This is a genomic window from Synechococcus sp. R55.2, from assembly GCF_047462075.1.
GTDB lineage: Bacteria > Cyanobacteriota > Cyanobacteriia > Thermostichales > Thermostichaceae > Thermostichus.
The window spans coordinates 1-8489 of the sequence record NZ_JANSIH010000089.1; the positions used below are offsets into that span (position 1 = coordinate 1).

7 protein-coding genes and 1 pseudogene are annotated in these 8489 nt (G+C 57.9%); 3 read left to right on the top strand and 5 right to left on the bottom strand.

The features are described 5' to 3' along the window. Positions 1-551, top strand: a 551-nt coding sequence (locus NW838_RS03315) for a hypothetical protein (protein ID WP_414427494.1), incomplete at its 5' end; no start/stop codon positions are given. Positions 552-654: 103 nt separating this feature from the next. On the opposite strand, the gene NW838_RS03320 is transcribed toward NW838_RS03315, so the two are convergent. The 3 genes from NW838_RS03320 to NW838_RS03330 form a co-directional block, all read right to left on the bottom strand. Next, on the bottom strand, positions 655-870 hold the full coding sequence (locus NW838_RS03320) for a hypothetical protein (RefSeq protein ID WP_414355633.1): 216 nt from the start codon (positions 868-870) through the stop codon (positions 655-657). Between the two features lie 166 nt (positions 871-1036). Further along, positions 1037-2440, bottom strand: coding sequence for a 1-acyl-sn-glycerol-3-phosphate acyltransferase (locus NW838_RS03325; RefSeq protein ID WP_414427495.1), 1404 nt, complete (start codon positions 2438-2440; stop codon positions 1037-1039). Between the two features lie 140 nt (positions 2441-2580). Next, the gene (locus NW838_RS03330; protein WP_011432404.1) at positions 2581-3033 is read right to left on the bottom strand and encodes an AbrB family transcriptional regulator; all 453 of its coding nucleotides are present in this window, start codon (positions 3031-3033) and stop codon (positions 2581-2583) included. Between the two features lie 271 nt (positions 3034-3304). On the opposite strand from NW838_RS03330, the gene NW838_RS03335 reads away from it, so the two are divergent. Further along, complete coding sequence (locus tag NW838_RS03335; protein WP_414374263.1) at positions 3305-3541, top strand: hypothetical protein; 237 nt, start codon at positions 3305-3307, stop codon at positions 3539-3541. Positions 3542-3686: 145 nt separating this feature from the next. Here NW838_RS03335 and NW838_RS03340 read toward each other — a convergent pair whose 3' ends face one another. Continuing rightward, positions 3687-6452 (bottom strand): cation-transporting P-type ATPase, encoded by a 2766-nt coding sequence (locus NW838_RS03340; protein WP_414427496.1) that lies wholly within the window; start codon positions 6450-6452, stop codon positions 3687-3689. 377 nt (positions 6453-6829) lie between these two features. Between NW838_RS03340 and NW838_RS03345 the strand changes: the two genes are divergently transcribed. After that, entirely contained in the window at positions 6830-8182 is a 1353-nt protein-coding gene (locus NW838_RS03345; RefSeq protein ID WP_414355637.1) for an FAD/NAD(P)-binding oxidoreductase, read from the top strand. 54 nt (positions 8183-8236) lie between these two features. Here the strand turns inward: NW838_RS03345 and NW838_RS03350 are convergent. Next, a pseudogene (locus NW838_RS03350) lies at positions 8237-8489 on the bottom strand (protein kinase); the annotation flags it as partial.

Below are 8489 nucleotides of genomic sequence, written 5' to 3' on the forward strand. Positions count from 1 at the left end.
GAGGAAGTGCCACCCTTACCTTGGTTCAGTTCGACTCCCAGGATCCCTATGAAGTCATTCACCGCTTCAAGCCAATTGCCGAGGTCCCTGAGCTGACCCGCGAGACCTACGTGCCGCTAGCTTCTACTCCCTTGCTGGATGCCATGGGGCGCGGCATCATCGACCTAGAAAAGAGCCTCAGCGAACTCAGCGAGGCAGATCGCCCGGCCAAGGTTGTGATGGTTGTGGTAACCGATGGGCAAGAGAATGCCAGTCGCGAGTTCCGCAAAGAGCAAATTGAGAAGATGATCAAGGAAAAAACCGAGAAGGAGAGCTGGCAGTTTGTCTTCTTAAGCGCCGATCTGGCTGCCATTGGGGATGCCCAAACCGTTGGCTTCGCTCCCAGCGCGTCCTTGCTATATCAGAAGTCTAAATTGGGCAGCGCAGGAGCGTGGACTTCTCTCTCTCGGCGCACCTCCGAGTACCGATTGGCTGTTCGCCAGAGGCTTATGTTCCTTGATGAAGACCGACAGCATCCCGACGATCCGAACAAGGGCAAGGAAGAAAGCTAATCCCTCTGCGGATAGGGCTTTGTGGGCAGGTTGACACGGGAAGCCCCTCGGATCCAGGGAAAGGGGAAGTATCGCAATGACCTCTGGGCCAGGGGGGATCCCTTCAGCGCCGTCGTCTGGAGCAGCGACGCAGTAACCAACTGGCGGCGGCCCGGTCGCCTTCATCCCATGCCAACCGCTCCACGGCCACCATCACCATCGAGGTGATCACAGCCTCACTTAAATGGCGAGAACGCAAATGCTGCACGGCTGAAGTGGCGGCCTCCAGGTCGCGTCTGCGGATGGCGCGGAGCAGCTCATCAGACATAGACCAAGCCAACGAGCCTCACTTCCTTTCTGCCCCCTTTCTACCCCAAGAGCCAGAAACTTCCCCTTTCCTTCACCTGCTTGTCAGATAATGCAAAAGTTCGTTTTACTTTCACGAAATATCTCACAAGATGTCTCAGGAATTGTTACACTTTTTGCCCCTGAGCCGACTAGGCATGTCAGACAGCAGGGAGGACCGCAGGGGAGCACGGGATCCCTTTGATAAGCCGCTCCATTTCTGCTTGTAAATCTTGGGTGAGGGCTTGTACGGCTTGTCGGCGGTTGGCCTGGTAGGCGGGCCAGCGTTCGGAAACCGAGAGGGGATCCCCAATGCTGAAACGCGCCAGGCGGGGGCCCAAGCGGGGGGGAGCAGTTCCGACGGGATTTTCTCCTTTGATCCAAGCCAGCAGACTCCAGAGGCGTAGGGCAGTTTCCGCCAACTCATCCAGACTCAGACTGGGCTGCTCGGGCATGGGGCGCACCGCAAACACCATCAAGGTTTCCGCCAAGCGCATGTGCCAGAGGTGAAAACTGGCCTCAGCAGCCACTCGATTGGCCAGCCCCCTCTCCAGAGCCGAGAGACCAGCAATATCGGCAATATCTTCGCGGTAGATCCAGGCCCAGCCCGCCTGTTCGATGCGGTGCCGCCGCTCGATGAAGTCTCCTTGAGGCTCTAGGCCGAAATGTTGCTCGGCCACCCGCAGGGCCAGATCTGACAAGCTTTGAAGACGCGCCAACAGATCCCCCTCTTTAACTTGGGCTCTATCTGCAGCAGGAAGAGCAGGGGCATAGAAGCGCTCATAGAAGGTCTGCATGACCTGGAGCAGGTGTTCTCCCAAGCGAAGGATACGGGCCAGCAAAAAGGCTTGACCGGCGTGAGCCGAGCGCGTGGGCGGCAGCTTGCAATCGGCCTCCATGCGGCTGAGCAATCTATTCAGAGCGGCACTGGGATCCCGCAGGTAGGAATAGCGAAGGCCTACCGGCAAGATCAGCACCTGCTCTGGCCGTCCCGCCTTGTGCAGATCCTCCACCGCCCAAAAGCTCATCTGGGCTACCCCCGGCTCCAACGGGTTGAGAAGACTGCTCATACCGTTGATCGTTCCTTCTGGAGCTACCGCCAGCGGATATCGGCCCGATACAAACTGCTCACGAGAACTTTTTAGCCCTGCCCGATCCAGACGGCCTCGCAAAATCGGGATCCCGCCCAAGCGCGGCAAGCCCCAACGGGCAACGGATCCCAGCCACAGAGGTAGGCCGCGGTCATAAACAAACAAAACGTGGGGTCGGCCCCGAAAGCGGATCCCCTGGCGTTGGGCCACCTGCGGCAGGAGATGGGCAAACAAGTACATCAAGCAGGGGGGATCATCGAGGGTCGGGTGTCGAAACGCCACCAGCAGGCGAATCTTGCCCGCCTCAAACTGCTGATAAAGCTGAGCCAAACGCTCTCCCCCCTCTACTTCAACGCGAGGGATCCCTTTGGTCCATCGCAACCAAAAGGGCAAGCCTGCTTGAGCGAAATGAACGACCCAAGGCGTCAATCGCGGCGGCAAAAACTTGAGGGGTGGCTGAACCTTCTGTTGCATAGGGATCCTTATCTAGGGTCAGCAAGATCGGTGAACCTAGGCTTTGGATCCCATCTTAAAGAGGGCAAAGCGGGAAGAAAGCTGCGCAGTGACAGTTCGTCAACTGGATCCCTTCTCCTCACTCCCGGCCCGGCAGCGGCTCAAGCCCCAGCAGTTTTTTTCCGGCGACCGCGAGTCGCTTTGGGGGAAGCTTCTTTACTTGGGGTTGACTCCTCCACCACCTGGCCGTTTAGCACTTGCTTGAGGTGAATGTGCTTGTAACCTAGCTGAATCTCGAACTCATCCCCGGGTTTGAGATTCATTTTTTCGGTGTAGGCCGACCCAATGATCAACTGCCCATTTTTGTGAACGCTGACCCGAAAGGTTGGCTCACGACCGCGCTTGTCCCGGCTGGAACTTGGGCTGAGACTCAGACCTTTTGCCGCCAGCACCGCGTCATAGAACTCATTCAAGTTGACGCGAGGCTTGTTGGTCTTGGTCATGGTTACATAGCCACATCGCTTTGCCGTTTCTCGGCGTGGAAGATGCCCCAACGCTTCGACCTTCTGGAGCAGAGCCTTCCCGGTTAAAGGTTGTGGTGGTATATCTGACATTTTTTAATGTCCTACATCCTTCCCCTAAGATCATAGCCTTATGGTGTACCCCTGCAACCGAAAGTCGGAGGCTTTTTTGAAGACAGGTTTTTCTCCTGTTCCTTGAGCCGGCAGCTCGGAAGGAAAAGCCTCTTCTCACTCAAGAGATGTTCCCGCTCTTGCCAAAAGGTGATGGAGGCAAAAAGAACTCAAGCGCTGAAGGCTGCTGGGGTTTGCGTGGAGGGAGCTGACAAAAGATTGCCGTTGGAATAGGGGTGGTGCCGTGGCGCAGATGCAATTGACCGCCTTTGAGAGGGGAAAGCAATTGAGACTTCACCCCATGGCCGAAGGCGCGCAGGGGATAGGCATTGCTTGGAGACAACCTCATCCTCACTCGTCAGGTGCCCCGAACTCTGATCACGTCTTCTGCAACTTCCGCCAGAAAACAGGCTCGACTTTCCAAAAAACCGCCGCTGAGATGGTGATTGCCTTGCGCAAATCGGTCGAAAAGACAGCCAGAGCGGTGTGAAGCTGGATGCCATCAGACCTAGGCCAGCAGGCATTTTTATCTCTTGGCAGAGGCCGGCTACATCTGAGTAATGGCTGAGGGATCCCCTCTTCGGCACTTCTTCAGATGGGAGCGCAGTGAGCGCGAGTTGCCCAAAGCAAGTTATTCATTCAGGATCCACTCGATTGGCTACCGCTGAGACAACGATGAGTGGCAAGCTCACCAGCAAACAAAAGCCCCATTGCTCCCAAGACAGGGGTGCTGTGTCGAAGATAATGTTGAACAAGCTCCACTGGCTGAAGAGGATCTGCAGCAGGATGGCCGCCCCAATGCCGATGGCAATGGCTGCTGTATCCATGAGGCGCTCATGGTGCTCCAATTGGCTGGCACGTCCACGGCCCAACAGGGTAGGAATGGCCTGGCTGAGGCTGAGCAAGTAGAAGATGCGCCCGATCACCAACGCTTGGATGGCCATGGTGCGGGCCAGGTTAAGGTTGCCGGTGGTTTGTTCGATGTATTCAAAAACCCCGAAGATCAAGATCCAGTTGAACACGGACACCAGCAGGATGCGCTGCAGCAGCCTAGGAGAGAGCAAGTTGGCGTTCGGATCCCGCGGCGGGCGAGTCATCTCTCGGCCTGTGCTCGGCTCAAAGGCAAGAGGCACCGTCATGGTGATGGAGTTGATCATGTTGAGCCACAACACCTGGATGGCCAAAATGGGCAGTTTGCGGTTGAGGAGGACGCTGAGGAGAAGGGTCATTGACTCCCCTCCGTTCACCGGCAGGATGAAGGCAATGGCTTTGAGCAGGTTGTTGTAAACCGTGCGCCCCTCCTCAACGGCTGCCTCAATGGAGGCGAAGTTGTCATCGGTCAGGATCATGTCGGCAGCAGCTTTGGCCACTTCGGTGCCGCCTCGCCCCATGGCAATCCCCACATCTGCTTGCTTTAGGGCCGGAGCGTCGTTGACGCCATCGCCGGTCATGGCCACGATCTGCCCCCGCGCTTGCAGAGCTTCCACCAGGCGCAGCTTTTGCTCTGGCACCACCCGTGCGAAGACGGATCCCTCATTGGCGGCTGTAACAAACTTCTCGGGGCTGAGCCGCTCCAGATCCTGGCCGCTATAGGCTTTGACTGGTTTGCCACCCCCCAGGCCCATCTGCTCGGCAATGGCTTGAGCCGTGAGCACGTGGTCGCCGGTGATCATCTTCACCTGGATCCCAGCCGTTTGGCAGGAATGCACTGCCGCAATGGCCTCTGGCCGCGGCGGGTCGATCATTCCTTGCAATCCCAAGAAAACCAGATCCCCTTCCAGATCGGGGTGATCCACCCGAGTTTGGCTGCTGGGGACGGTTTTTTGGGCAAAGGCCAGAACTCGCAGCCCCTGCTGTGCCAAGGCCTCCACCTGCTGGCGAATCCGCTCCTCTTCCAGAGGCTGGATCTCCCCCTGGGATCCCATCTGGCTATGGCAGCGGGACAAGAGAGCCTCTACGGATCCCTTGACGTAAATGCAATGCTCCTCCGGCCCCAATCTGTGTAAGGTAGCCATGTACTGAAACTCGGATTCAAAGGGGATGCTGTCCAGGCGAGGGCGGCGGCGCTGCAGTTCTTCCAGATCCAGACCCCCCTTCTGGGCTGCCACAATGAGGGCAGCTTCGGTGGGATCCCCTACCACCTCCCACTGGCCGTTGTCTTTGGGTTGCAGACGGGTGTCATTGCAGAGGCAGCCGGCCAAGAGACAAGCCTGTAACGCCAGCAGCCGCTCCACTTCCACTGGATCACCCCCCTCCTGGGCCAGGATTTGTCCCTGAGGACTGTAGCCACTGCCCGTAACTTGGTAGAGCTGGGATCCGGCGTAGATGGCCTGCACCGTCATCTGGTTTTCCGTGAGGGTGCCGGTTTTGTCAGAGCAGATCACCGTGGCACTGCCCAGGGTTTCCACTGCCGGTAGCTTGCGAATAATGGCGTGGCGTTTTGCCATGCGGGAAACCCCAATCGCCAAGGTTACAGTGACTACCGCCGGCAAGCCTTCGGGGATAGCACTCACCGCCAGCGCCACTGCCGCCTCAAAGACACTGGCCGCCCCCTGTCCCTGAGCCAATCCCACCAAAAAGGTGAGCCCGGCCAAGCTGAGGATGATCCTGAGCAGCATGAGGCTGAACTCCTCGAACTTGCGAGTCAGGGGGGTTTGCAGGGATCCCCCCTTTTCGACCAACTCCGAGATACGGCCTGTTTGAGTCTGGTTGCCAATGGCCACCACCACCCCCGCTCCTTGGCCGAAGGTAACAAAGCTGCCGGCATAGGCCATGTTCTGGCGGTCCGCAAGAGAAGTCTCCTCTGGCAGGGATCCCAGCCGTTTTTCCACCGGCACCGACTCTCCGGTCAGGGCCGATTCATCCACCTGCAAGTTGCGCACGCTCAGCAAGCGCAGGTCGGCGGGTACCTTATCTCCCGAGCTCAAGAGCACCACATCCCCCGGCACCAGCTCCCGCGAGGGCACCCGCAGTTTTTGCCCCTCCCGGATGACCGTGACCTCCGTCACCACCGACTGGGCCAGAGCGGCAATCGCTTCCTCCGCTTTGGACTCCTGGATGTAGCCGATGAGAGCGTTGATTACCACCACCGCCCAGATCACGATGGCATTGCGCCAGGATCCCAAGAACGCCTTGACCGCCCCGGCAACCATCAAGATGTAGAGCAAGGATTGGTTGAACTGCTGCAGAAACTTCACCCAGGCCGGGGTAGCTGCCTTGGCCTTTAGCTCGTTGGGGCCATATTGCTTCTGCCGCTGGATCACCTCAGCTTGAGACAGACCCCGTTCCAGAAGCGCCGCCAGAGGCAGATCCACTGCAACGATTTGGCGGGCAACTTCCTCTTCGGGCAGGGCGTGCCAGGGAGCAACCGGCAATGAGCCAGCAGGGATGGATTTTGCCATCGTGATGAAGGTCTCCAGTTGAATCGCAACAGAACTTGAAGGCCAGCCGTGAACCCGGCGGCAAATCCTTCGTACAGTCCACAGCCTAGCGGATGCTGCTCATCCTCCGAGATGCCACTGCTGCCACCAGCGTCAACAAAGCCTAAGTCCCAGGCTAAGATTTGCCTCAAATTCTCGACAGCTTGAAAAAATGGCTATATTCTTATCGGGTGTTATGATTACGCTTGTTTCCCAGCTGCAACTCCTGAAGGCTGGCAATCTGCAGAGTCTTCTACGGATTGCCAGTTCGGGGTTGTTGGCTGTCATTTAACAGGTTCTTCCGCATTAAACTAAACAGCTTCTTGAGCTCAAGTTCAGTTCTGTTTGAGGAAACTGCTGTGTCAACGACTACTAAGCCAATGGAACTCAAAACCCAATCCCCACCCGCCTCCACCCAAACGAACGGGCGCCCTGGCGTGGAGGGATCCACCTCCAGAACTTCGCAACCTGTCATTCACCATCAAATTGTTGTAGTGGGAGGAGGGGCTGCCGGCATCAGCGCAGCGGCCCAGTTGCTGGAGCGCAAGCGCAATCTTGATATCGCGATTGTCGAGCCCTCCGACAAGCACTACTACCAGCCCGGCTGGACATTGGTAGGGGGAGGTATTGCCCCCCTGGCCAAGTTTATCCGGGACGAAAGGACTGTGATCCCCAAGGGAGCCACCTGGATTCAAGCGCGAGTGGCAGAGCTGGATCCAGATCACAACCGCGTCATCACCGAGACCGGCCAGGTTATTCAGTACGACTACCTCATAATGGCCCCAGGGATCCAAATCGACTGGCACTTGATCGAGGGCTTGCCGGAGGCGCTGGGCAAAGGAGGAGTAACCAGCAACTACTCCAAGGACTACGCCCCCTACACTTGGGAGACCATCCGCAACTTCAAGGGGGGAACAGCCATCTTCACGTACCCGGCTACCCCAATCAAGTGCGGTGGCGCCCCCCAAAAAATCATGTACCTGGCCGACGATGTCTTCAAAAGCAAAAGTGGGGTTGGCGTCAACACCAAGGTTCTCTTTTGCACAGCCACTCCCACTCTCTTTGCCGTGCCGGAGTACAGTGCTGCCCTGGAGAAGGTGGTAGAGCGGCGAGGGATCCAGGTGAAATTCAAGCACAACCTCAAAGCCATCCGGCCTGAGACTCAGGAAGCCATCTTTGAAGTCACCACCGACAATGGCAAAGAAGAGGTGAGCCTGCACTACGACATGATCCACGTGGCTCCGCCCATGAGCGCTCCGGACTTTGTCAAGCGCAGCCCCCTGGCCGGGCCGGGAGGATGGGTGGATGTGGATAAGGCAACGCTGCAGCACACCCGCTACCCCAACGTGTTTTCCTTGGGAGATGCCTCTTCTCTGCCAACGTCCAAAACGGCGGCTGCCGCCCGCAAGCAAGCGCCGGTACTGGCCGAAAATCTCTTGGCTGCCATGCAGTCCAAGCCCCCGGTGGCCCAGTATGATGGCTACACCTGTTGTCCCCTGATCACAGGCTATAACTCCCTAATCATGGCGGAGTTTGCCTACGGGGGGAAACTGGCTCCCTCCTTCCCGCTGGATCCGACGCGGGAGCGCTACTCCATGTACCTAGCCAAGGTGCATCTATTACCCTGGCTCTATTGGAACCGCATGCTCAAGGGCAAAAAGTTTGAGGCAGACATCTTCAAGCCCATCAACAAGCTGGTGCACCGCTACTAGGGCTTTCTATCCCCTCACTCCCCAGCCCCTCTCCCTTTGGGAGGGGGGAGTTTTTTACAGGCAGGCTTTGAACTTTTTCAATACCGCCCGATCCAGCATCAGCAGCGCCGCACGTAGGCCACCTGAGTAGCCCCAAAAAAAGCCCACCGGCAGATGACCCTTGGGCGCTGCCAGACGGGTTGTGAGCTCCCCATACCCCAGCCAGCGGCCCTGCACCTGCCAGCCGCCTCTTTCCGCCATGCAGTCTTCGTGGGGCAAGGCTGAGAAGGAGCCCGAACGGATCCCTCCTCTTCCGTCCGGGTCACCC

What these genes read in the sequence shown, in the direction of transcription:
- NW838_RS03340 (WP_414427496.1), bottom strand. Translation starts at nt 6,452, where the DNA reads ATGGCAAAATCCATCCCTGCTGGCTCATTGCCGGTTGCTCCCTGGCAC.
- NW838_RS03335 (WP_414374263.1), top strand. Translation starts at nt 3,305, where the DNA reads ATGCAATTGACCGCCTTTGAGAGGGGAAAGCAATTGAGACTTCACCCC.
- NW838_RS03325 (WP_414427495.1), bottom strand. Translation starts at nt 2,440, where the DNA reads ATGCAACAGAAGGTTCAGCCACCCCTCAAGTTTTTGCCGCCGCGATTG.
- NW838_RS03330 (WP_011432404.1), bottom strand. Translation starts at nt 3,033, where the DNA reads ATGTCAGATATACCACCACAACCTTTAACCGGGAAGGCTCTGCTCCAG.